Below are 21,856 nucleotides of genomic sequence, written 5' to 3' on the forward strand. Positions count from 1 at the left end.
GCTATCCGGGACCCATGGCCTGAAGTTGGTTCCGAATGCAGCGGTTTTAAGGGAAGCGAAGCTCAGTCCATGGGTCCCGGATCTCCGCTTCGCTCCGTCCGGGATGACGGTCGAGCGCACCATTCTTCGAGCTCCGAACTAGGAAGGAGCTAGAGCCCGCTCTTTCTCCAAAAACTCCAGCACCACTCGCTGGTCCTGATCCTTCGCCACAAAAGCCTCCCCCAGCCGTCGCATCAGGATCAGGGTCAGCGTGCCGCCCTCGACCTTCTTGTCCTGCATCATATGGCCAAGCAGCGTCTCGGCGCTGGCGTCGAAGCCGTTCAAGGCCGCTAGCCGCGTCGGCAGGCCCACCGAGGCCAAATGCCGCTCCAGCCGGTCGGCATCCGCCTGCGCCGCCAGCCCCCGCGCTACCGAGAACCGCGCCGCCATCGCCATGCCGAGCGCCACCGCCTCGCCGTGCAGCACGCCGCCGCCATAGCCTGCTTCCGCCTCGACGGCGTGGCCGAAGGTGTGGCCGAGATTGAGAAGCGCCCGACGCCCCGCCTCGCGCTCGTCCTCTGCCACCACTTCGGCCTTCATGCGGCAGGAGGTCTCGATGACGTGCCGCAAAGCTTCTTCTTCGCAGGCGAGGACCGTGCCGCTGTGCCGTTCGAGCCAGGCAAAGAAGCTCTCGTCACCGAGGGCGCCGTACTTCACCACCTCGGCATAGCCCGCCAGAAGCTCCCTGGGCGGAAGGCTAGCAAGAAAGTCCGTGTCGATCACAACGAGCGAGGGCTGGTGGAAGGCGCCGACCAGGTTCTTACCGGCCCTGGTGTTCACGGCGGTCTTTCCGCCGACGGAGCTGTCGACCTGCGAAAGAAGCGTGGTCGGCACCATGACGAGCTTGCAGCCGCGGCGCAGGGTGGCGGCGCAAAAACCCGCTAGATCACCGGTGACCCCGCCGCCCAAGGCTACCACGCTGCCCCCGCGCTCGACCCCTGCGGCCAGAAGCTCCTCGCTGACACGCGCGTACTCGGCAAAGCTCTTCGCGCTTTCGCCGGAGGGGAGGGTGATGATGGGCATCTCGCCGAACACCGCTTCCAGCACGCCGTCATAGAGCCCAAGCACGGTCTCGTCGGCGACGATGGCGCTGGGCTTCTCGGTCAGGGTACGGAGTGCGCCTGCGGCCGCCTGGAACGCGCCCGAGCCGATCAGGATGTCGTAGGCCCTATCGCCGAGACCCACGCGAACCTTGGACATGGCTTCACCCATCAAACGGTCCCCCCCGATTTGCGGAAGTCGATCAGTGCCTTGATGATAGCCTGCACCGTATCCCGGTGGGGGCCGTCATCGCTGTCCACGGTGATGTCTGCTTGGGCGTAGATGGGATCTCGCTCCTTCATCAGCTTGCGTAGGATCTCCTCCGGGTTGCCCTTGCGCAGGATCGGCCTCGTGTCGCGCCGGGAGGTCCGCCGCACATGGGTGGCGAGGTCCGCCTTGAGCCAGATCGAGGTGCTGACCTCCTTCACCAGCTTCCGCGTCTCCTCGTTCATGAAGGCGCCGCCCCCGGTCGCCAGCACCATGGGGCGCTCGTTGAGGAGCCGCTGCATCACCTTGCGCTCTCCGTCGCGAAACTCCTCCTCGCCGTAGATCTCGAAGAGGTCCGCGACCCGCATCTGGGCCGCCTCCTCGATCTCCTCGTCGCCGTCCTTGAACGGCACGCCTAGGCGTTTGGCGAGCCTTCTTCCCGTGGTCGTCTTGCCCGCTCCCATCAGGCCTACCAGCACCAGGGGCCTCGTCAGCTTGAGGTCGGGCCGGGGGAAGGGGAAACGCACGCTGTTCATGGCTTCAGCGTAGAACGATCCCGCCCCGCGCGCCAAGGGCGGCGCACCGCACCGGCCCGGCTTTGTTTCCCGGCGCGCTTCCGCTAGGCGGCGCGGGTGACTTTCTCTTTCGCGCATCTCCTCGGGGTGGCGGCAGGCGGCGCGCTCGGTGCCAGCCTTCGCTACCTGTTCCTCGTCTTCCTGCAGGGCGGGGCGCTGGGCATCTTCGTGCTGAACGTCGCCGGGTCGCTTCTTCTGGGGCTGCTGCTGTCGGCAGTTGGTGAGAAGTCACCTGCGCTTACCGCCTTTGCCGGGACCGGCCTCCTCGGTGCGCTGACGACCTACTCGACCTTTAGCGGCGATCTGGTGCGGCTTTTCGGACAGAGCATGCAGAGCGCCGTGCTTTACGGCGCGGCCAGTCTGGCCCTCGGCGTTGTGGCGTTCCTGCTCGGCACGTGGCTCGGGAGGCTTCTATGAGCGGCCCCCGCTTTGTCGTCGTACGCGCGGATGATGACGGGATGCGCCTCGACCGCTGGTTCAAGACCCACTACCCCCAGCTCACCCACGGCCAGCTCCAGAAGATGCTGCGCAAGGGGCAGGTGCGGGTGGAGGGCGGCAGGGCGCAGGCGAGCCGGCGCCTGGAAAAGGGCGAGAGCGTCCGTGTGCCGCCCATGCCGAGCGCCGATATCGCGCCCAAGCCCGCTGCCTCCAGCGAGAGCCGCGCCGACGCTCGCGAGAAGCTGGCGCACATGACGATCTACGAGGACAAGGAGGTTCTCGTTCTCAACAAGCCCTTCGGCCTGGCCGTACAGGGGGGAGCCAAGACCACGGACCATGTGGATGCGCTTCTAGAGGCCGTCAGCCCCGACGGCGAGCGCATCCGGCTGGTGCACCGCATCGACAAGGACACAGGCGGGCTTCTGGTCACCGCCAAGACCCGCCAGGCGGCGGGCTGGCTCACCGAGGCCTTCCGTCAGCGGACGGTGGAGAAGGAGTACTGGGCGCTGGTCACGGGTGTGCCGGAGCCGCTCTTCGGACGCATCGATGTCAAGCTCGCCAAGTCAGGCCCCGCCGGGCGCGAGAAGATGCGCGCTGAAGAGGGCGGGCAGAAAGCCATCTCCGACTATCAGGTTATCGACGTGGCCGCCCAGAAGGCGAGCTTCGTCGCCCTGCGCCCCGTCACCGGGCGCACCCACCAGCTTCGCGCGCATATGGCGCTGATCGGTACGCCGATCGTCGGCGACGGCAAGTATGGTGGGGCCGAGGCCAAGGTGGAGGGGTTGCCCGGCAAGATGCACCTATTCTGCCGCAAGCTGATCGTGCCGCGTCCGGGGAGGAAGCCTCTCATGCTCGAGGCGCCGCTGCATGGACACATGAAAGACACCTGGCGCCTCTTCGCTTTCGAGGAGCGCGCCGAACCGGAATGGCCGGAGCTATGAGCGACAAGGGACCGAAACGTTTCTACAAGGACGTGACGCTTCTGGAGCGGGAGGGCGGCTTCGCCGTGGCTCTCGACGGCCGTGTTGCCAAGACCGCTGGGCGTGCGGAACTGGTGGCGCCGAAGGCTTTGGCCGAAGCCCTGCGTGAGGAGTGGGACGCCCAGGGCGAGCATCTCGACATGCAGACCATGCCGCTGACCAGGCTCCAGGGCTTCGTGCTGGACGCCGAGGAAGAGGGCAGGGCGGAGTTCGCGGACACCATCGTTCAGTATGCGGGCAGCGACCTTCTCTGCTACCGCGCTGAGGACCGGGACCTGGCGGCGAGGCAGGAGGCGCTGTTCGCGCCTTTCCTGGCACTGGCAGAGGGGGACGGCACGAAGCTGCTGGTTACGAGCGGCATCGTGCCGATCGCCCAGGACGAGACGGCGCTGACGGCCCTGCGGGCGCGGCTTGAGGGGATGGGAACCGCGGAACTCTACCCGAGAAAACTGCTGACCGAGATCACGGGATCAGCCGTGCTCGGGCTCTACGCTGAGCGAGACCCGGAGAACGCCTTCGCCGCCGCCCGTCTCGACGAGGCGTTCCAGGCGGAGAAATGGGGACTGGATAGTGAGGCGGAAGCTCGTGAGAACGCGCTGCGCCGCGACTATGATAGTGTGCTGAGGTTCCTGGAGTTGGGGCGCTGACTAGTCGTCATCCCGGAAAGCGGTAGGCTTATCCGGGACCCATGGCCCGACTGGTCCGATCCCCATTGTGAGCTTACTCTACCAATCCATGGGTCCCGGCTCTTCGCTGCGCTACGGCCGGGATGACGCTCTAACCTTCGTCCACGTAAACCCGCTGGGTCCGTCCGCGTACCGCCGTCAGGAGCTCGTAGCCGATGGTCCCGGCCATCTCGGCGAGCTCGTCCACCGGCAGGTTCGGCCCGAAGATCTCCGCCCAGTCGCCGCGGGCGATCTCCCCCGCATCTGTCACGTCCACGGTGAGAAGATCCATGCTCACGGCCCCCGCATAGGGGCATCGCACGCCGTTCAGCAACGCCTTGCCGCGATGAAGGAGCGAGCGGGGAGGGCCGTCCGCGTAGCCGATGCCCAGCGTGGCCAGCCTCGTGGGCCGCTGGGCCGTGAAGCGATGGCTGTAGCCGACCTTCTCGCCGGGCTTTACTTCAAACACGGACAGAACCGCCGCCTCTAAAGTCGCAGCGCAGTCCATCGGGCCTAGCTGACCGGCTTTAGCGCCGTAGAGGCCGATGCCGGGGCGGATGAAGTCCTCTTCGGGATGGCCGCCCTGCAGGGCACCGCCCGTGGCGGAGTGGCCGAAAGCTGCGTTCGGAAAGACCTCGCGAAGAGCCACCTTCGCATCGGAGAAAGCCGTGCGCTGATCGTCATTGGCTTCGGCCGCAGGCTCGCCCGCATGGCTCATATGGAGGATGACAAGATCGACCTGAGTTTGCGGCGGAAGGCGCGAGACATCGTCAAGCTGTGCACCGATCCGGTTCATGCCGCCCTCCACCTGCATCCCGCAGGGGCCTTTGAAGGCGAGAAGCTCTTCCACGCTGTGATGGACGGGCCGTATCTGATCCGTATACCCATCCGCGCCGGGCAGGGTGTTGAGTACGTAGAAAGGCAGGCCGTCTGCGTATTCCGCGATCCGCTCTGCCTCCTCTTTGTAGGAGATGAAGAAGCCCGAAGCGCCAGCCTCGGCCAGCACCGGCACGATCCTCGCCGAGCCCAAACCGTAGCAGTTCGCCTTGACCACCGGCATGACGGGCACGGAGGGTCTCAAGGCCCGGAGCGCCGCCATGTTGCGGCGGACGGCGCCGAGGTCCACCGTCAGGCGGGGGCGGGGATCAGTACCGGGCAGGGTAGCGCTCCGGGTCCGCATAGTCGCCGAAGCGGGTGAGTTCGGGCTGGAAGCTCAGCTTCACCGTGCCGATGGGGCCGTGGCGCTGCTTGCCGATGATGACCTCGGCGAGGCCCATGACCATGTCCATCTTCTCCTGCCACTCCAGGTGCTCCGCCGTGCCCTCGCGCGGCTCGGTCCGGCCGAGATAGTACTCCTCCCGGTAGACGAACATCACGACATCGGCGTCCTGCTCGATCGAGCCCGATTCCCGAAGGTCCGAGAGCTGGGGCCGCTTGTCCTCGCGCGCCTCGACCTGACGCGACAGCTGCGACAGCGCAACGATCGGCACGCTGAGCTCCTTCGCCAAGGCCTTGAGGCCGGTGGTGATCTCGGTCAGCTCCTGCACCCGGTTCTCGCTGGCCTTCTTCGAGCCTGCAAGGAGTTGCAGGTAGTCGATTACTAGAAGGTCGAGCCCGTGCATCCGCTTGAGGCGCCGGGCGCGGGCGGCCACCTGAGCGATGGTCAGACCGCCCGTATCGTCAATATAAAGAGGAAGCTGCTCTAGCTTCCCGGCAGCGTCGTAGATCTCGACAAAGTCCTGCTCGTTGATGTCGCCTCTACGGATCTTATCGGATGCTACCGAGGAGAACTCGGCGAGGATACGCGAGGCGAGCTGGTCGGAGCTCATCTCCAGGCTGAAGAAGCCGACACGCGCGCCCTCCTTCGCCTTGTAGGTGCCGTCGGGACCCTTCTCCGGGACGAAGGCCTTGGCCGCGTTGACCGCGATGTTCGTGGCGAGCGCCGTCTTCCCCATGGAGGGGCGCCCGGCGAGGATCAGAAGGTCCGAATCGTGAAGCCCGCCGAGCTTGCGGTCGAGGTCCTTCAGGCCCGTGGTGACGCCTGACAGCCCGCCGCCTCGCTGATAGGCGGCCTGGGCGATGTTGATCGCCTCGGTCAGGGCGCTCTCGAAAGTGGTGAAGCCGCCGCCGTAATGGCCGGTCTCGGCAAGGGCGTAGAGCTCCTTCTCCGCCGCCTCGACCTGGGTGCGCGGGTCGTCCTCGATATCGGCGCTGCCCGCGCGCTCGATCATTTGGGAGCCGATGGAGATGAGGCCACGCGAGGTGTGCAGATCGAAGATCAGCCGTCCGTAATCAGCCGCCCCCACCGTGGTCGGCACGGACTGCGCAAGCTGGATGAGGTAGCGCTCACCACCTGCCTCACGGAACGCCTCTTCCTCTTGAAGGTAGGTGTTCAGCATCACCGGCGAGGCCAGCCGCCCGGAGCTGATGAGCTTGTCGCAGGCGCCGTAGATCTGGCCGTGCAGAGGATCGTAGAAGTGCTCGGGCTTGAGGTAGGCGTTGACCTTGTAGAACACCTCGTTGTCGTAGAGCACGGCGCCCAAAAGCGCCTGCTCGGCATCGAGGGAGTAGGGGGCCTTGCGCTCCTGGGAGCCGGGCGCAGCGGGGGTGAGGGGAGAACCGTCGGGCATGGGCTAGGATTCCACTCCTCCTTGGGTTTGGCGAGTCGAATGAATCCCCAATCGAGGTTTCGCTGACATTTGCCGCCGGTGGGTGGGGTATGGAACATAGCAGGAACATGATGCGGAAGCCAGCGGTGAGTGGGTAGCTTACGCAGAAGAATGGGCGTTTGGGTCTCCAGGGACGAACGGAAGGCACAGCATTCGTGGCCCGCTCCCCCTCAGCCTACCGGCAGCTCCCCCTCAGGGAGGGGGAGCGAAATAGGGAGCGAGGTTTGTTTCTGCTTCCCTCCCCCACGAGTGGGGGAGGTGCCCGAAGGGCGGAGGGGGCCAGGGGCATTAGCAAACCACCGAAACCCCAAAAGAAAACCCCGCCGTGGACGGGCGGGGTTTTCTCATTCGGTAGTGGGGCTAGGCCTCAGGGAACGTCGGTGACGTTCTCCGTGGTGCCTTCTTCGGCAGGGGTCTCGCCCTCGGCCGGCTCGCCGCCTTCTTCGGCGGGAGCGCTGTCGTAGCTCGGCTGGCGAGGCGCGTTGCCGTCCTCGTCGAGGCCGGTCACCCGTTCGACGTTCTCTTCCTCGCGGGCGAAGATGTCCTCACCGGCGGCCTGACGCTCGGCCTCTTCCTGGGTCCGAGCAATGTTGACCTCGATCTGCACGGTGACTTCCGGGTGCAGACGGATGCGTACGGGGAAGATGCCGAGGGTCTTGATCGGGCCGTCGAGGAGCACGTTCTGCTTCTGCAGCTTGAGCTTCTTGGTGGAGGCCGTCTCGGCGATGTCGCGCGAGGAGACCGAGCCGAACAGCATGCCCGCATCGGAAGCCGAGCGGATGATGGTGAACTGCTTGTCGGCCACCGAGCGGGAGAGCTGCTCGGCGCGCTCGCGCTCTTCAGCATTGCGCGATTCGATGGCTGCACGCTCGGCCTCGAACTTCTTGCGGTTGTGCTCGTTGGCACGCAGGGCCTTGCCCTTCGGCAGGAGGTGGTTACGGGCGAAGCCGGGCTTCACGGTGACCTCGTCACCAATGCCGCCGAGCTTCTCGATGCGTTCGAGAAGGATAACTTGCGTCATGGATCAGTCCTGCGAAACGTAAGGGAGAAGGGCGAGGAAGCGGGCGCGCTTGATGGCGCGGGCCAGCTCGCGCTGCTTCTTCTGGCTGACGGCGGAGATGCGCGACGGGATGATCTTGCCCTTCTCGGAGACGTAGCGTCCGAGAAGCTTGGGATCCTTGTAGTCGATCTTCGGTGCTTTCTCGCCCGAGAACGGGCAGGTCTTGCGGCGGCGGAAAAACGTCTTGGCCATTAGCGGCGGTCTCCTCTGTCACCACGATCTCCGCGGTCGCCTCTATCGCCCCTGTCGCCGCGGCGGTCGTCACGGTCGCGCGGGCGGTCGTCGCGGTCGCGGCGGCTCATCACCGGCGAGGGCTCGGGATCGAACTCATCGACGCGCAAGGTCATGAAGCGGAGAATGTCCTCCTTGAGCTTCATCTGACGCTCCATCTCGACGATCGCCTCGGACGGCGCCTCGATGTGCATCAGGGAGTAGTGCCCCTTGCGGTTCTTCTTGATCTTGTACTGAAGGTTTCTGAGGCCCCAATATTCGGCCTTCTCGACGCTGCCGCCGTTCTCCTTCACGATGTCCTGGAGTTCCTCCGTCAGGAGGTCCACCTGCGCCGGGCTCACATCCTGGCGCGCGATGTAGATATGCTCGTAAAGAGCCATAGGTGATCTACCCTTGCTGGCAGCGGAGACGGGGCGCGGGAACGCTGAGCCGCCTTCGGCTCGCTCGGCTGCGGGACCATCCCAAATGCCGAGCGACCACTGCTCGAAGCGGCGCCGCTAGCTCAAAAGAGAGCGGGGGGCAAGGTCGGGCGTAGGGCGTACAGCGAAGCTGGCCGCGTTCGGCGCGCCATCGCTAGCATCCGCGGCCAGCTTCGCTGTCCGCCCTGCGGGGTTGGTCCTGGTTTCAACGGCCTGGGCGTAGGGTGGACGCACTGGCAGCCGCTCTACGGACTGCCGAACGCGGTAACCCTGCCACGCTGAGGAGCGAAGGTATAGGGGGTACGCCCTCACCATCGGAGCCGCTATGCGCCTGTCTCTTGTTGCCGTTCTCGCCGGGCTCTCAGCCAGCGCCTCCGCTTTCGAACGCTCCCCGGTCCTGGCCGAGCTCTTCACCTCGCAGAGCTGCTCCTCCTGCCCACCGGCCGAGGCGCTGTTCTCGGAACTGGCTGAGCGGGACGACCTCGTGGTGCTGGAGTGGCATGTGGACTACTGGAACCGGCTGGTTCACGGCGGCGACGGGCGCTGGCAAGACCCGTTCTCGGACCCTGCCTTCACCGAGCGGCAGCGGCGCTACAACCAGAACATTCGCAAGACCCGCAGGGTCTATACGCCTCAAGCCGTGGTGGCTGGTGAGCTTGAGGCCGTCGGCTCTCGCCCCCGCGATGTCGGCGCCCTGATCCGCCGGGCGCCGCGCCCCGAAGGATCGTTGACGGTCGAAGCTACCGGTGAGGGCTTCTCGGTCAGGGCGGAGAGCGAGGAGCCTGCGGAACTGTGGCTCGTCCGCTTCGACCGCCGCCAGTCCACCGACGTCCTGGGCGGTGAGAACAAAGGCCGCACCCTCGCCAGCCGCCATGTCGTCAGGTCCTTCGAGCTTCTGTCCGAGGCCTCGAGCGAGCGCACCGCGACAGCCGAAAAGCCGGGGCGCGGCGAGGGCTGCGCCGTGCTGCTGCAGAAGCCGGGACAGGGCGAGGTGCTCGGCGCGCGCTACTGCCAGAGCCGGTAGAGAACCTCTATCGAGCCTGCCGATAGGCGCTATCTGCTAATTCCGTTGGGCAGAACGCGCCGGTCTGGCTTACGCCTTCCTCCGACGGGCAGCACGAAGGCTCTTCGCCGCTGCCGTATATGGCTCGCCGTCTCGTGGCGGCCCCGCGAAGAGGAAACGAACCCATGAACAGCAGTCTCAAACTGAAGCTTCTCTCCGCCACCTTTCTGACCCTGGGCCTTGCGGCCTGCGGCGGCAGCGACAGCGCTACGAGCGAGCGGGGCGCCGCATCGCAGCCTCGCGGGGCCGAGTACCGCGCCGACAACGAACAGCCCACCGAAGGGGAGGCCTGGGAAGGCACCACCGATGCCGAGCGCCCCGAGGTGAGCCAGGCCGTTCAGGCGGCCAAGGGCAACGATTTCTGGTGGCCCCAGACCCTGGACCTTGCGCCGCTTCGCCAGAACGCCTCGGACTACTCGCCCCTCGGCCCCGACTTCAACTACCGCGAGGCGTTTCTCGAGCTCGACCTTGAAGAGGTGAAGTCCGACATCGAGGCCCTGATGACCGAGAGCCAGGACTGGTGGCCCGCCGATTATGGCCACTACGGACCGTTCTTCATCCGCATGGCGTGGCACTCGGCGGGCACCTACCGCCTGGCCGATGGCCGGGGCGGGGCCGCGGGCGGCCAGCAGCGCTTCGAGCCGCTCAACTCGTGGCCGGACAACACCAATCTCGACAAGGCGCGTCAGCTCCTCTGGCCGATCAAGAAGAAGTACGGCGACGCGCTCTCCTGGGCCGACCTCATGGTGCTGACGGGCAACGTCGCCATGGAATCGATGGGCTTCAAGACCATCGGCTTCGCAGGCGGGCGCGAGGACGACTGGGAGCCCGACCTCGTCTATTGGGGTCCCGAGGGTGAGTTCCTGGGCAGCAAGGAGCGCTTCGCCGGGGGCGAGCTGGAGAAGCCCCTCGGCGCGTCCGTCATGGGTCTGATCTATGTCAACCCCGAAGGGCCGAACGGCAGCGGCGACCCGCTGGAGGCCGCCGAGCGCATCCGCCTCACCTTCGGCCGCATGGCCATGAACGATGAGGAGACCGTGGCGCTGATCGCGGGCGGCCACACCTTCGGCAAGGCCCACGGCGCCCACAAGCCCGATGACTGCCTGTCGCGTGAGCCCGCTGCTCTCGGTACGGAGAACCAGGGCATCGGCTGGAACAACTCCTGCGGTAAGGGGCACTCGGAGGATACGGTGACCTCGGGTCTCGAGGGCGCCTGGACGGCCGACCCCGCCCGCTGGACCCACCAGTACCTCACCTTCCTCTTCGAGTACGATTGGGAGCGCGGCGAGAGCCCTGCTGGCGCCATCCAGTACCACCCCGCAGGCGGCGAAGCCGACAGCCTGGTCCCCGATGCGCATAGGGACGATGTACGTCACGCGCCGATGATGCTGACCACCGACCTCGCCCTCAAGGAGGATCCTGCCTACCGCGAGATCTCCATGCGGTTCCTGGAAGACCCGGCCGAGTTCGAGGACGCCTTCGCCCGCGCGTGGTTCAAGCTGACCCACCGCGACATGGGTCCGCGTTCGAACTATCTCGGCTCCATGGTGCCCGAGGGCGAGTTCATCTGGCAGGACCCGGTGCCCGAGGTCTCGAACCCGATCAGCACCAGCGACGCCTCCCGCCTCAAGCAGGAGATCATGGCGTCGGACCTCACCGTGCCCCAGCTCGTGCGTGCGGCCTGGGCTTCGGCCTCGTCCTTCCGCGAGAGCGACCAGCGCGGCGGCACCAACGGCGCAAGGCTTCGCTTCGCGCCGCAGAACCAGTGGGCCGCCAACAGCCCGCAGGAGATTACCGAGGTGATGGCCGTGCTCTCGGACATCCAGCAGCGCTTCAACGAGGCGGGCGGCAGGCAGGTCTCCATGGCCGACCTCCTCGTGCTTGGCGGTGCGGCGGCCATCGAGAAGGCCGCTCAGGACGCAGGCCAGGACGTCAGCGTCACCTTCCGTCCCGGTAGGGGCGATGCCACCGAGGACATGACCGACGGCGAGAGCTTCGTGCACCTCGAACCCAAGGCCGACGCCTTCCGCAACTACTACAGTAGTGAGGCCCGCCTGACCCCGGCCCAGGCCATGGTCGACAAGGCGGATATGCTGGGCCTGACCATCCCCGAGATGACGGCGCTGATCGGCGGCATGAGGGCGCTGGGTGCGACCCATGGCGGAGGCGAGATGGGTGTGCTGACGGATAACCCCGGCCAGCTCACCAACGACTTCTTCGTCAACCTGATGGATATCGGCACCGTCTGGGAGAAGATCGGCGACTACACCTATGTCGGCCGCGACCGGGCGAGCGGCGAGGAGAAGTGGCAGGCCTCGGAAGTGGACCTCGTCTTCGGCTCCAACGCCGAGCTGCGCGCCGCTGCCGAGCGCTACGCCTATGACGGCGGCGACGAGCGGCTGGCCCACGACTTCGTCCGTGCCTGGACCAAGGTGATGAACCTCGGCCGCCCGCAAGAGCCCTCGCGGGGCTAGGGGGCTCAGCCCCCCAGCCTGCCGGCAGCTCCCCCGCCACTGCCGTGGCCTTCTCCGCCTAGAAAAGGTCCCCCGGACCTTTTCTTTCGCCTATGGCGAACCGGCTACGAAGTGGGGGAGCGAGATGGGGAGCCTACGCTGGTTCTGTTTTCCTCCCCTACGCAGTGGGGGAGGTGCCCGTAGGGCGGGGGGGCCAGCGGCATCGCGCTCTAGCCACCTCAAACCGGGTCCTGATGAACGATCACATCCGCATCGGGGAAGGCGTCCTCGATGCGGCGCTCGACCCGGTCGGCGATGGTGTGGGCCTCGGCCAATGTCATGTCGCCGAGGAGGTCGAGGTGGAGCTGTACGAACCGTCTGCCTCCTGAACGTCTGGTGCGCAGATGGTGCCAGCCCGCCGCCTCCTCCTCGCTGTCGAGGATGGCCGTGATGGCGGCGACGTCGTCGTCGGGCAGCTCCTGGTCCATGACCTGGGGCAGGGCGGCGCCGAGGATGCTCTTCACCGACCAGGCGAGGAAACCGGCGGCAACGAGGCCCGCCAGGGCATCGGCCCACGAGATACCGAAGCGCGACGCCAGGAACACCGCGACCAGCGCCCCGCCATGGGCGATGAGGTCGCCGGTATAGTGCGCCCTGTCCCCCTCGACTACGAGGTTGCCCGAGCGCTTGAGCGCGTAGCTTTGAAAGGCGACAAGGCCCGCTGTTACCACGAGGCCTAGGACGAGCACGGCCATGGCGGCGCCTGCCGCCTGCACCGGTTCGGGGTCCAGGAGGCGCTTCACGCTTTCCACTGCCAGGAACAGGGCGGAGGCGCCGATCAGGACGCTCTGCCCGAGGGCGGAGAGCGCCTCGGCCTTCTGGTGGCCGAAGCGATGGTCGTCATCGGCGGGCATGGCGGCGTAGCGCACCGCCAGAAAGGCGCCGAGGCTGCCCGCCAGATCCAACGCGCTGTCGGTGAGAGAGCCCAGAACCGCCACCGAACCGGAGACTGCGAAGGCGTAGGCCTTCGCCGCCACGAGGAACAGCGCCGCGCCGATGGCCGCGCCGGTGGCGGCCTTCGCCCAGAAGCTGCCTTTCTGTGTGCTGTCGAAAGTCCCGTGCATTCCGCAGCTTATGCCCCGGATCGTGAGAAAACGTCAAAAGGCATGCAAAAAACTTCCCCTGCCTTCTTGTAACTCATCGAAAAGCGATAATATCGAAGATCGATACGGCGTTCAGTCGCATCCAGCCCACGCGGAGCTGATCGTCCGCGGATTTTGAGGAACCGCAGGTCTTCGGGACTGCCCCCGGAGCTTCAAACCGGCCTTGTGCCGGAACGAGGATCCGTACCCGGAAGTCTGCGGAAGAAGGAAGGAAAAGACCATGTTTACGCTCACTGCCATCGCCGCTGCTGCCGCCGCCATGGTTGCGCCCGCTTTCGCTTCGGATGTCACCGTCGAGTTCGACCGAAGCCTTCTTACCACCGCCGCCGGTCAGGCCAAGGTGGTGGAGATGATCGAGGACAAGGCGCTGGAGTTCTGCCGCGACGATGCGCGCGGCACGCGCCGCTTCGCCCACATCGCCTCCTGCGCCAGCGAGCTGAGCGCAGAGATGAAACAGTCCCTCGAAGAGCAGATGGCCGGTGCGCCTAATTTCGGCATCTTCGCGAGCAACGATCAGTAAGCGTACCCGTCCGGAAGAGACGTTTCGGCCAAGCCTCTGTCCCAGCAGGCCGAAGCGAGCCGGACGGGGAAGGGGGCCGGGTGAGATGCCAGAAACTCCCCGGTCCCCGACCCTGAAACCAAACGGCTCAACCCCGCGAACAGGGGAGCCCATGAAAGAGAACCGAAAGGAACAACACCATGTCGAACCAACCGAAAAACGCCTTCGCCGCCCTGTCCATCGTCATCGCCGGACTGATCGGTGTGGGAACTTTCGCAGCCCTTGGCCAACTGATGGTTCTCGTCTGAGGCCGACGCGTGATCGTTCACGCGATACGGAGCGACCGGTTCTACCCCTTCCGCGTCGCTCCGTACACTTCTTCCTACTAGAGGATCGACTGCCCCGTCCCCTGCCAGTCCTTGACGAAGTCGCTGAGACCTTTGTCGGTCAGCGGATGGTTCAGGAGAGCCTTGAAGACCTTGGGGGGAATGGTCGCTACGTCTGCGCCTAGAAGCGCGGCTTCCTTAACATGCAGCGGCCCCCGGATCGAGGCGGCGAGAATCTGGGTCTGGTAGTCCTGGGTGTCGTAGAGCGCCCTGATCTCTCCGATCAGCTCCATGCCCTGCTGACCGAGATCGTCCAGCCTGCCGATGAAGGGGGAGATGTAGGTCGCGCCTGCCTTGGCAGCGAGCCAGGCCTGGGCGGCGGTGAAGCAGAGGGTGACATTGGTGTCGATGCCCTCCTCGGACATGGCCCGGCAGGCCTTCAGACCGTCCCAGGTCAGCGGCAGCTTGACCACCACGTTCGAGGCGATCTCGGACAGGCGCTTACCCTCCTTGATCATCATGTCCGCCTCGGTCGAGGCTACCTCCGCGGAGACAGGACCATCGGTCATCTCGCAGATCTCGGCGATGACCTCCTTGAAGTCCCGCCCCGCCTTGGCGATCAGCGAGGGGTTGGTCGTGCAGCCGTCCACAAGACCCGTTGTAAAGGCCTCGCGCAGCTCGTTGGTATCAGCAGTGTCGATGAAAATGCGCATGGCGCGGCTATAGGACCAAACGCAGGGTCTGTCACTTCGCAGATCGGCCGGTTCTGCTATGCAAACGTCACCAACCGCTACTCCCCCTCCCAATGGCGGAAGAAGTAGACCCGAGAAGTCAGTCCTGGATGAACTCCTCGCGGAAGTCCTCGCTGATGGGGTCCTCCCCGAACCAGATGTCGAGGAAGCCTTTCATCAGGCCGTAGCCCTCGTCGCTGAGGACGTCCTGCTCGCCCTGGACCATCTCCGTGCCGGTTTCGGGATCGTAGGTGACGACGATCTTGTCGCCTTTCTCCAGGGTCCTGTAGCCGTCGGCGAGGAGCTTCCACTGCTCTTCCGAGAGCTCGGGCTTGAGCTCGTGGGACCAGCTTTCGGGTATGTCCGGCAGGGCGCCGTCATAGATGACCTCGACCGCCAGCCGCTTGGGGCGGCTGTCGTCGTAGAGATCGTCCTCGGTCAGCTCCCCGTCCTCCGACCAGACGGCGACGGCGTAGAGGTCCTTCCACATGACCTCGCGTACCTCCCGGTTGACGAGGGTGAGATGGTCTTCTTGGGCAGCCGGCACGGCGGCGGCGAGAAGGGCTGCTGTGGTGAGAAGATGGGTGAACATGGTAGGGCCAATGGCGCGGCGATCGCTTCCGTTCCCCCAAGGAGGGACAAGTAAGGCCGATTTCATCTAGCGGCGCCGGGGCGGTTCTGCTACATATCGTTTATCGAAAAGGCCGGGGCGGGCATGGACACGGAATGGCGGGACCAGGAGGCAGCTTCACGGCTTCTCTACGATGACGAGCGGCCGAGGCTGCGTCGTCCGGTCAACCCGACGGTCCTCAAGCTGCGCCGACCTGCCTTTCTCGTGATGCCGCTCGTCTTTGCGCTGGCCTGTATTGGGCCGAGCTTCGGCGTGGCCTATCTGGCCGCTGATCTGCTGCCGGTTTCCGAGACGGTTCTCGCCTCCGGTCTGTCGGGTTTCATGGCGCTGACCCTACTCCTTACGCTGGCGCTGGCGAGGCGGCAGGAGAAGAGCTTCGCCCTTCTGATCCCCAACGCGCTCAGCGTCAGCCACGCCTTGCTGATCGTTACCGCGGGTGCGCTGTTCGCCGTTCCCTCCCTTCTCGCGGCTGAGCCAGTGGCGGCGGTGCTCTCCTCCCTGCCGGGGCCTGCGCTGGAGGAGCCGCCCCTGCAGCTCGCCAAGGCCTATATCGGCGCGTTTCTGCTCGTCACCGGGGTGAGCATCGGTGCGGTGGTCGTCTTCCGCATCCTCGGCCTCAGGCGCGTTGTTGCAGAAGGCGCGTGAGGCGCTAGACACGGCAAAACTTTGCGTTCGCCGGAGCCTCCCTTGACCGAGAACAAGCCGCTGACCTTTCAAGGTCTGATCCTCACCTTGCAGCAGTACTGGGCGGACCACGGCTGCGTGCTGCTCCAGCCCTACGATCTCGAGATGGGGGCGGGGACCTTCCACCCAGCAACGACCCTGCGCAGCCTGGGCGACAAGCCGTGGAACGCCGCCTATGTGCAGCCCTGCCGCCGCCCGACCGATGGCCGCTACGGCCAGAACCCCAACCGCTTCCAGCACTATTACCAGTTCCAGGTGGTGCTGAAGCCGAGCCCCGAGAACATCCAGGAGCTGTACCTCGGCAGCCTCGACGCCATCGGCATCGACCGGAAGAAGCACGATGTGCGCTTCGTGGAGGACGACTGGGAGAGCCCCACCTTGGGCGCATGGGGCCTCGGCTGGGAGGTCTGGTGCGACGGCATGGAGGTGACGCAGTTCACCTATTTCCAGCAGGTCGGCGGCTTCGACTGCAAGCCCGTGACCGGCGAGATCACCTACGGCCTCGAACGCCTGGCCATGTATGTGCAGGGCGTGGACAACGGTTTCGACCTCGTCTTCGGCGGCGAGAAGCCCGACGGCACGCCCTTCACCTATGCCGATGTCTTCCACCAGCAGGAGGTGGAGTTCTCCGCCTACAACTTCGAACGGGCGAACACGGAGGTTCTCTTCCGCCAGTTCCAGGAAGCCGAGGAGGCATGCAAGGCGCTTTTGTCCGAGGACGCACCAAAGCTCTGCCTGCCCGCCTATGAGCAGTGCATCAAGGCGAGTCATCTCTTCAACCTCCTCGATGCGAGAGGCGTGATCTCGGTGGCGGAGCGGCAGAGCTATATCCTCCGGGTGCGGACGCTGGCCAAGGCCTGCTGCGAGGCTTGGCTCGACAGTCCGCAAGGGGCCTCCGGCACGCCCGGCGTCGCGCCGGAGGCGGCTGCGTGAGCTGGACTTCAGCGCTGGGGCTCGCCTGGACCTTCACATGGCGGTTCGCCGCGGGGCTTGCGGCGGTGTGCCTCCTCTTTCTCGTGGTCTACCGCTTCCTACCGGTGAAGGGCACGACACTGATGGGTGTGCGGAGCTTGCAGGGGCAGGAGGTGAGCGCCGAGTGGGTGCCGCTGTCCGACATCTCGCCACACCTCGTCCGCGCCGTGATCGCTTCGGAGGACAACAAGTTCTGCCGTCATAAAGGCTTCGACCTCGGCGAGTTGAAGGCTGCCTATAAGGAGGCGAGAGCGGGCGGCAGGGTCCGCGGCGCCTCGACCATCAGTCAGCAGACGGCCAAGAACGCCTTCCTCTGGCCAGGTCGCGGCCCGGTGCGCAAGGTGGCCGAGGCGGGCTTCACCCTGCCCATGGAGGTGCTCTACTCCAAGCGGCGGATCATGGAGCTCTACCTCAACGTGGCCGAGTGGGGCGACGGCATCTTCGGCGCCGAGTCCGCTGCGCAGAAGCGCTTTGGCAAGCCTGCGAAGGACCTGACTAGGCGCGAGGCGGCGCTCCTGGCCACCGTGCTCCCCAGCCCCAACAAATGGCGCGTGGACCCGCCGGGGCCGTATGTGCGCAGGCGTTCGGGTACGGTGATGGCGCGCATGCGGACGGTCGAGGCCGAAGGCTTTGATGCTTGCGTGTTCAGGTAGAAATCTAGGGCTTCCGCTCCCCTTTCAGGGAAGCTGTCAGCGTAGCTGACTAAGGGGACGTGCTGCGGAGTAGGTTGTTTCACTTGCAACCCCGCTCCGCCCGCCTTGCAGGCACCTCCCCTAGAGGGGAGGATGTTCGCCCCGCTTGATACCGCGGATAAGAAACCGCCCCGGATGCACCAGCTCGGCTTGCTCCTCGGTCAGCGGCGACACCCCGCCCGTCATCTGCGCTGTGAGATGAGCCGCTAGGATGGGCGCAGTCACAAGCCCCCTCGAACCAAGCCCGCCCAGCACGTATACGCCCTGCCGATAGGGCGCGGGCGGGTAGGTCGTGCGAAGCCCTTTGGCCAATCCGGCATAGGCCTCCAGAGCTCGGCTCCCGTCGTAGAGCGCTCCGGCCATCGGATGACGATCGGGCGTCGTCGCACGGAGGGAAGCTCGCGAAGCGATATGCTTCCCTACCGTCGTGCCGAGAAGCTGCTCGGCTGCCGCTTTGTTCTCTGCACGGTTCAGCTCGCTCGCCTGGACCCTTCCGCCCTGGTGGGCAGCGTAGGTGGCACCGGTAAGAAGGTGGCCCTTCAACGGCGCTACATACTGACCATCTGTATACACGCGCTCCGGTAGAGGCCCTTCGAAAACCTCGATCTGCCCCAAGGAGGGGGCAATGGGCGTCTCCTCCCAAAGCTCGTCCTCGGCGCCGCAGGCGACGACGACCCCGGCTGCCTCGACGACTTGGCCTCTCGTAAGATGCAGCAGCACGCCGTCGCTCGTCTCGCTGATCCGCTCGACCTCGCCGCGCAGAGCTTCCTGGGCAAGCTGCCGGGTCGCCACCGCCGGGCGCAAGACACCTGCCACGGCCACTCCAATACCGTGATCGTCCGGGGCTAGAGCGCCCGGAGGCCAGAGCCCGTTGCCCATCACCGCCTCGGCCCGCTGCCTGTCCATGGCCATCTGGCCGCCGCAGGGGTCGAAAGCTTCGGAAGTATGCTCGCTGTAGAAGCTGGAGGCATAGAGAAACGCGTCGCGGTAGAACCTCGCCGCCGCACTATCCCCCTTGTCGAGGCGCGGCATGACGAGACCGCCTGGGTTGCCGGAGGCACCGCTGGCTATGCCCTCACGGTCGATGAGAACGACCTTCCTCCCCGCCAGGCGAAGCTGGTGGGCGAGGCAGGCTCCGGCGATCCCCGCCCCGATGATGGCGACCGGACCGGGCTGTAGCGCCTCGGGCGGGGTGAACCATGGCTTCTCGACCGAACGGGTCGGTGGCGCTTCCAGCTTGGCACGGAGCATATGTTTCTTACGGCCGAAACCAAGCGCCTTCGCCCAGGTAAAACCGGCGCCTTCCAGCGACTGCCTGACCGCTCCGGCCACGGAGAAGGTGGCTGCCGTGCCTCTTGATTTCGTCAGGCGGGCAACCTCGAGCATCACTTCCGGCGACCACATATCGGGGTTCTTGGAAGGGGCGAAGCCGTCGAGGAACCAGGCCTCGGCTTCGAACCAGGCACTGCGCAGCGACGGCAGGACCCTGCCAAAAGCGATGGTCAGCGTGACCCTCTCACCTAGGCGCAACTGCACCTGGCCTGGATAGGGCTCGGGGTAGAGGTCAGCAAGCCGCTCCGCATAGGGAGCGAGTTCAGGCCAGCGCTCACCGGCGGCCCGCTGCACCTCACGGAACCTGTCACGGGCGAGGGGGAAGCCCTCGCATGTCCAGATATGCAGGCGGCAGCCGGGGTGCTTCTCCGCCTCGGCCATCAGGGCCAGGACGTTCAGTCCGGTGCCGAAACCCAGCTCGCCGACGACGAAGGGCGCCGTTCGCAGCTGCGCCAGACGTTTGGCCAGGTCGTTGCCCACGAGGAAGTGGTGCCTAGTCTCAGCCAGTCCGTCATCGGGAGAGAAGTAGACGTCGCCGAAGCGTTCCGACCGGAGCGTGCCGCCCTCGTCCTGCGTGAGGTCGGCGCGGGGGAGCTCCGTCACGCCTCGCCGGTCAGCTTCTCCAGCACGGCGCTTGACGGATAGCCGTCCGGCGCCATGCCGTTGTCGCGTTGCCATGACCTCAGGGCACGGCGGGTATTCGGACCGACCACGCCGTCCACACCGCCGGTGTCGTACCCCTTGTTAGTCAGCGCCTGCTGCAGCTCCTGGTTCTGGGTCCGGGTAAGGGGCACATCGCCGCGCGGCCACTCATTGACGAGGTTCCGCTCGGAACCGGCGATCCGCTCACTGAGGAGCGCCACGCCCAAAGCATAGGAGGTGGCGTTGTTGTAGCGCTTGATGACGTCGAAGTTCTTGAAGGTCAGGAAGGCCGGACCGTTCGCCCCCGCAGGGATCAGAAGCTTGGCCCCCGTATCAAGGCCGATGGCGTCGGGCAGGGCGACGGACGATCCGCGTACCCCTAACCTGATCCAGTCGGTCACCTTGTAGCGGCGGCCATCGGCGAGGGCGTAGTCGAAGCCCTCGGGCAGGTTCACCTCGACGCCCCAGCGCTCGCCCGTCTTCCAACCCGCACGGTCGAGATAGTTGGCGGTGGAGGCGAAGACATCGCCCGTGTCCTTCCAGAGGTCGCGGCGCCCATCGCCGTCGAAGTCGATGGCGTAGGCGAGATAGGTGGTGGGGATGAACTGGGTCTGGCCCATGGCGCCCGCCCAGGAGCCTTGCAGCTCTCCCCTGGTGGCGTAGCCGTTCTGGATGATCTTCAGGGCACCGATGAGCTCGGTCCGGCCGAAGCGCTGGCGCCGCCCTTCCATGCCCAAGGTGGTCAGAGCCGAGATGATGTCGTTCCGGCCCAAAATGCTGCCGTAGTTGGACTCGAGGCCCCAGATCGCCGCGATGATATAGGGGGACACGCCGTAGGAGGAGGCGATCATCCGAAGCTCGGTCTCTTGCGCGGCGAAGCTCTCGCGCCCCTCGGCGACTCGGCGGTCGGAGGTGGCGCTGTCGAGATAGTCCCAGATGGGGCGCACGAACTCGGGCTGGTTGGCGTCGCGCTCCAGCACTTTGGGTTTGCGCTGCGCGGTCGCCATCTCGCGGTCATAGACGGAAGCGCTCACCCCGGAGGCGATGGCCTCGGCGCGGAAAGCGTTGCGGAAGCGCTCCACCTCTGCGTCCAGGGCAGCGGCGGAGGACAGGCTGTAAACAGCAGCGAGCGGCGCGAGTAACAAAGCTAGAGAACCCTTCCCATTGGCCTCAAGACCAGCAGTATAGTCCGCCGGAGAGGTTGCAATCCAATGACGATTGGGCCGGAATTAACTCAAAGCTTGGTAAACGGCGCGTAACAAAGCCGTGGCGCGGGGGTCGGCCACCAGGTGGTGCGACTGCTGGTTGGGCACATAGGCGAAGCTGAGCCCCCTGGCCGGGTCCGCCAGAACGCAGGAGCCGCCGAAGCCGTAATGGCCGATCGCCGTCGGCGGTGCGCCGAAAATGCGACCATCATAGGTCTCGCGCATGACGCCAGCCGCCCAGGAGAGATGGAAGGGCAGCACCTTGTCAGGCCCGCTGATGCGCTCCTGCCAGGCTTCCTCCCGCACGCTGTCCGACACGGCGAGCTTGTCGCCCATGCGCCCGGCGGCGAAGAGCTGCATGATCTCGGCGAGACCGTGGGCGCAGGCATGCATGTTGGAGGCGGGAATCTCCGCCGCCGCCCATGTCTGGCGGGAGATACCGGAGGGGGCGGACCATGGCAGGAGGAAGGCCGCCTTCGTGATCTCGTCGATCTCGCCGAGGTCGGGCGCGCGCTTCGGTTTGACGAGGGGCGCGGCGCGGGTGGCTTCGCTCAGCCCCATGCCGCAGATGACGTCGCGGGTCAGGCCCTTGAGCTGCTGTCCCACCGTCTGCCCGTTCACCCGGCGAAGGAGCTCGCCCGCGATGAAGCCGTAGGTCTGCGGGCCGTAGCCGCTGGCCGTGCCCGGCTCCCAAAGGGGCGCCATCTCGGCAAGGGCGGCGCAGGTCGCCTCCCAGTCCACCCAGATGGCCGGGTCCTTCTCCTCGGTGAAGGCGGCGAGCCCCGCCTGATGGGAGAGGGCCTGGGCGACGGTGATCTTCTCTTTGCCCTTCGCGGCGAAGTCAGGCCAATAGGTGGCTACCGGCTCGTCATAGGCGAGCTTTCCCTCCGAGACCGCCGCCGCGATCAGCGCCGCGCAGACCGCCTTACCCGAGGAGAAAACGCAAGTAAGGGTCCGGGGCTCGTAGGGGAGGGTCTTCGCCTTGTCCTGATAGCCCCCGGCGATGTCGATGACGGTCTCGCCTTCGATGATGACCGCCACGCTGGCGCCGAGGTCCTCGCCCCTGTCGATGCTGGCCGCCAGGGTCTCCTCCACCCTCGCAAAGCGGTCCTCGGCCTCGCCCCTCAGATCAGCCATGG

General features: G+C 66.0%; 22 protein-coding genes. 9 read left to right on the forward strand and 13 right to left on the reverse strand.

Going from position 1 to position 21,856, the window contains the following annotated elements:
• Positions 1-138: 138 nt before the first annotated feature.
• Together aroB and NOG11_RS06055 are read right to left on the reverse strand one after the other, a co-directional pair.
• Entirely contained in the window at positions 139-1,239 is a 1,101-nt protein-coding gene (gene aroB, locus NOG11_RS06050) for a 3-dehydroquinate synthase (RefSeq protein ID WP_256618810.1), read from the reverse strand.
• 11 nt (positions 1,240-1,250) lie between these two features.
• Positions 1,251-1,823 carry a shikimate kinase gene (locus tag NOG11_RS06055; RefSeq protein ID WP_256618811.1) on the reverse strand — a complete coding sequence of 191 codons (573 nt, stop codon included), beginning with the start codon at positions 1,821-1,823 and terminating at the stop codon, positions 1,251-1,253.
• A gap of 96 nt (positions 1,824-1,919) precedes the next feature.
• Here NOG11_RS06055 and NOG11_RS06060 point away from each other — a divergent pair, with 96 nt between their 5' ends.
• From NOG11_RS06060 to NOG11_RS06070, 3 genes are read left to right on the forward strand one after another with little or no spacing between them, the layout of a single operon-like run.
• A complete protein-coding gene (locus tag NOG11_RS06060; RefSeq protein ID WP_256618812.1) occupies positions 1,920-2,279 on the forward strand; it encodes a fluoride efflux transporter FluC in 360 nt (119 codons plus the stop codon).
• On the forward strand, positions 2,276-3,241 hold the full coding sequence (locus NOG11_RS06065; RefSeq protein ID WP_256618813.1) for an RluA family pseudouridine synthase: 966 nt from the start codon (positions 2,276-2,278) through the stop codon (positions 3,239-3,241). Before NOG11_RS06060 ends, NOG11_RS06065 begins: the two co-directional genes overlap by 4 nt.
• Positions 3,238-3,927: an ATP12 family chaperone protein gene (locus NOG11_RS06070; protein WP_256618814.1), complete on the forward strand. Its 690-nt coding sequence runs from the start codon at positions 3,238-3,240 to the stop codon at positions 3,925-3,927. Before NOG11_RS06065 ends, NOG11_RS06070 begins: the two co-directional genes overlap by 4 nt.
• A gap of 130 nt (positions 3,928-4,057) precedes the next feature.
• On the opposite strand, the gene alr is transcribed toward NOG11_RS06070, so the two are convergent.
• From alr to rpsF, 5 genes are all read right to left on the reverse strand, one after another.
• Positions 4,058-5,125 carry an alanine racemase gene (alr, locus tag NOG11_RS06075; protein ID WP_256618815.1) on the reverse strand — a complete coding sequence of 356 codons (1,068 nt, stop codon included), beginning with the start codon at positions 5,123-5,125 and terminating at the stop codon, positions 4,058-4,060.
• Positions 5,091-6,575, reverse strand: a complete 1,485-nt coding sequence (locus NOG11_RS06080; protein ID WP_256618816.1) for a replicative DNA helicase — start codon at positions 6,573-6,575, stop codon at positions 5,091-5,093. The genes alr and NOG11_RS06080 overlap by 35 nt, the downstream gene beginning before the upstream one ends.
• Positions 6,576-6,981: 406 nt before the next feature.
• Positions 6,982-7,635, reverse strand: coding sequence for a 50S ribosomal protein L9 (rplI, locus tag NOG11_RS06085; protein ID WP_256618817.1), 654 nt, complete (start codon positions 7,633-7,635; stop codon positions 6,982-6,984).
• A 3-nt stretch (positions 7,636-7,638) separates the two neighbouring features.
• Positions 7,639-7,866 (reverse strand): 30S ribosomal protein S18, encoded by a 228-nt coding sequence (gene rpsR / locus NOG11_RS06090; protein WP_256618818.1) that lies wholly within the window; start codon positions 7,864-7,866, stop codon positions 7,639-7,641.
• Complete coding sequence (gene rpsF / locus NOG11_RS06095; protein ID WP_256618819.1) at positions 7,866-8,285, reverse strand: 30S ribosomal protein S6; 420 nt, start codon at positions 8,283-8,285, stop codon at positions 7,866-7,868. The genes rpsR and rpsF overlap by 1 nt, the downstream gene beginning before the upstream one ends.
• A 364-nt stretch (positions 8,286-8,649) precedes the next feature.
• Between rpsF and NOG11_RS06100 the strand changes: the two genes are divergently transcribed.
• Both NOG11_RS06100 and katG read left to right on the forward strand, forming a co-directional pair.
• Positions 8,650-9,348, forward strand: coding sequence for a DUF1223 domain-containing protein (locus NOG11_RS06100; protein WP_256618820.1), 699 nt, complete (start codon positions 8,650-8,652; stop codon positions 9,346-9,348).
• Positions 9,349-9,512: 164 nt separating this feature from the next.
• The gene (katG, locus tag NOG11_RS06105; protein WP_256618821.1) at positions 9,513-11,861 is read left to right on the forward strand and encodes a catalase/peroxidase HPI; all 2,349 of its coding nucleotides are present in this window, start codon (positions 9,513-9,515) and stop codon (positions 11,859-11,861) included.
• Positions 11,862-12,079: 218 nt separating this feature from the next.
• On the opposite strand, the gene NOG11_RS06110 is transcribed toward katG, so the two are convergent.
• Complete coding sequence (locus NOG11_RS06110) at positions 12,080-12,964, reverse strand: cation diffusion facilitator family transporter (RefSeq protein ID WP_256618822.1); 885 nt, start codon at positions 12,962-12,964, stop codon at positions 12,080-12,082.
• Positions 12,965-13,223: 259 nt separating this feature from the next.
• On the opposite strand from NOG11_RS06110, the gene NOG11_RS06115 reads away from it, so the two are divergent.
• Positions 13,224-13,523, forward strand: coding sequence for a UrcA family protein (locus tag NOG11_RS06115; RefSeq protein WP_256618823.1), 300 nt, complete (start codon positions 13,224-13,226; stop codon positions 13,521-13,523).
• A gap of 364 nt (positions 13,524-13,887) precedes the next feature.
• Here the strand turns inward: NOG11_RS06115 and fsa are convergent, their stop codons facing one another.
• Both fsa and NOG11_RS06125 read right to left on the reverse strand, forming a co-directional pair.
• The gene (fsa, locus tag NOG11_RS06120; RefSeq protein WP_256618824.1) at positions 13,888-14,541 is read right to left on the reverse strand and encodes a fructose-6-phosphate aldolase; all 654 of its coding nucleotides are present in this window, start codon (positions 14,539-14,541) and stop codon (positions 13,888-13,890) included.
• A 118-nt stretch (positions 14,542-14,659) separates the two neighbouring features.
• The gene (locus NOG11_RS06125; protein ID WP_256618825.1) at positions 14,660-15,151 is read right to left on the reverse strand and encodes a chalcone isomerase family protein; all 492 of its coding nucleotides are present in this window, start codon (positions 15,149-15,151) and stop codon (positions 14,660-14,662) included.
• A 123-nt stretch (positions 15,152-15,274) separates the two neighbouring features.
• Between NOG11_RS06125 and NOG11_RS06130 the strand changes: the two genes are divergently transcribed.
• From NOG11_RS06130 to mtgA, 3 genes are read left to right on the forward strand one after another with little or no spacing between them, the layout of a single operon-like run.
• Positions 15,275-15,835, forward strand: coding sequence for a hypothetical protein (locus tag NOG11_RS06130; RefSeq protein WP_256618826.1), 561 nt, complete (start codon positions 15,275-15,277; stop codon positions 15,833-15,835).
• A gap of 42 nt (positions 15,836-15,877) precedes the next feature.
• Positions 15,878-16,807, forward strand: coding sequence for a glycine--tRNA ligase subunit alpha (locus tag NOG11_RS06135; RefSeq protein WP_256618827.1), 930 nt, complete (start codon positions 15,878-15,880; stop codon positions 16,805-16,807).
• A complete protein-coding gene (mtgA, locus tag NOG11_RS06140) occupies positions 16,804-17,499 on the forward strand; it encodes a monofunctional biosynthetic peptidoglycan transglycosylase (protein WP_256618828.1) in 696 nt (231 codons plus the stop codon). Before NOG11_RS06135 ends, mtgA begins: the two co-directional genes overlap by 4 nt.
• A gap of 120 nt (positions 17,500-17,619) precedes the next feature.
• Here the strand turns inward: mtgA and mnmC1 are convergent, their stop codons facing one another.
• The 3 genes from mnmC1 to NOG11_RS06155 form a co-directional block, all read right to left on the reverse strand.
• Positions 17,620-19,473, reverse strand: coding sequence for an FAD-dependent 5-carboxymethylaminomethyl-2-thiouridine(34) oxidoreductase MnmC1 (gene mnmC1 / locus NOG11_RS06145; RefSeq protein ID WP_256618829.1), 1,854 nt, complete (start codon positions 19,471-19,473; stop codon positions 17,620-17,622).
• On the reverse strand, positions 19,470-20,657 hold the full coding sequence (locus NOG11_RS06150) for a lytic murein transglycosylase (protein WP_256618830.1): 1,188 nt from the start codon (positions 20,655-20,657) through the stop codon (positions 19,470-19,472). The genes mnmC1 and NOG11_RS06150 overlap by 4 nt, the downstream gene beginning before the upstream one ends.
• An 84-nt stretch (positions 20,658-20,741) precedes the next feature.
• Entirely contained in the window at positions 20,742-21,854 is a 1,113-nt protein-coding gene (locus tag NOG11_RS06155; protein ID WP_256618831.1) for a serine hydrolase domain-containing protein, read from the reverse strand.
• Positions 21,855-21,856: the final 2 nt, after the last annotated feature.

Source organism: Parvularcula maris, assembly GCF_024505085.1.
GTDB lineage: Bacteria > Pseudomonadota > Alphaproteobacteria > Caulobacterales > Parvularculaceae > Parvularcula > Parvularcula maris.